This window comes from Mesorhizobium sp. M7A.F.Ca.CA.004.06.1.1 (genome assembly GCF_003999135.1).
Taxonomy (GTDB): Bacteria; Pseudomonadota; Alphaproteobacteria; order Rhizobiales; family Rhizobiaceae; genus Mesorhizobium.
This window is the reverse complement of the sequence record NZ_RZPQ01001160.1, coordinates 1-1163: the sequence shown is the minus strand read 5'-3', so window position 1 is coordinate 1163 and position 1163 is coordinate 1. Positions and strand designations below refer to the sequence as shown.

1 protein-coding gene is annotated in these 1163 nt (G+C 65.5%); it reads left to right on the top strand.

Annotation, left to right across the window (positions count from 1 at the left end; genetic code table 11):
* Positions 1 to 58 precede the first annotated feature (58 nt).
* Positions 59 to 1163: hemolysin family protein (locus EN906_RS34765; RefSeq protein WP_164777641.1), on the top strand; the 1105-nt coding region annotated here is incomplete at its 3' end.

Genomic DNA, 1163 nt, shown 5'->3' with positions numbered 1-1163 from the left:
TCTCAAAAATCACGTCGGACTATTTTCGAAGACCGCGCCGCAATGCTATTGACCGCTCATGTTATACGTAGAAATCGCTATCGTGGTCGTCCTCATCTGTGTGAACGGCCTTCTGTCGATGTCCGAACTTGCCATCGTCTCGTCGCGACCGGCCCGCCTGAAAGCGATGATCGACCGAGGCATCAATGGCGCCGGCCGCGCGCTCGAGTTGGGTTCCAATCCCGGCAAGTTCCTGTCCTCGGTGCAGATCGGCATCACCCTGGTCGGCGTCCTCTCCGGCGCCTTTTCCGGCGCCACGCTCGGCGAACGGCTGGCGCAGTTCCTGGCCTCGACCGGCATCCGCGAGACCGTCGCCGATCCGCTCGGCGTCGGCATCGTCGTCGCCATCATCACCTATTTCTCGCTGATCGTCGGCGAACTGGTGCCCAAGCAGATCGCCTTGCGCGACCCAGAGCGGGTCGCCGCCAGGGTCGCTCCGGCAATGACCATCCTCGCCACCGTTTCGGCGCCGCTGGTCTTCCTGCTCGATTTCTCCGGCCGCACCATCCTGTGGCTGCTCGGCCAGCGCGGCGAAAGCGAGGAGAAGGTCACCGATGAGGAGATCAAGATGCTGGTCGCCGAGGCCGAGCATCACGGCACCATCGAATCCGACGAGCGGCGCATGATCGCAGGCGTCATGCGGCTTGGCGACCGCGCCGTGCGCGCGGTGATGACGCCGCGCACCGAAGTCGACTGGATCAATCTGCAATCCGACGAGGCGGCCATCCGCAAGCTGCTCATGGAAACCCAGCATTCGCGCCTGCCGGCAGGCGACGGCGGCGTCGACGTCATGGTCGGCGTCGTCCAGACGCGTGACGTGCTGGCCGCACTGCTTGCCGGCCGCGTGCTCGACCCGCGCAGGCATGTGCGCGCAGCCCCCATCGTCTACGACCAGGCCGACGCGCTGGATGTGCTGCAGAAGCTGAAGGAATCCGACGTGCCGATGGCGCTGGTGCATGACGAATACGGCCATTTCGAAGGCATCGTCACCCCGGCCGACATTCTGGAAGCCATCACCGGCGTGTTCCGCGCCGACACCGACGCCGGCGATGAGGAAAACGCGGTCAAGCGCGAGGACGGCTCGTGGCTGCTCGCCGGCGTCGGTGTCGGCGCGGAACACGCCG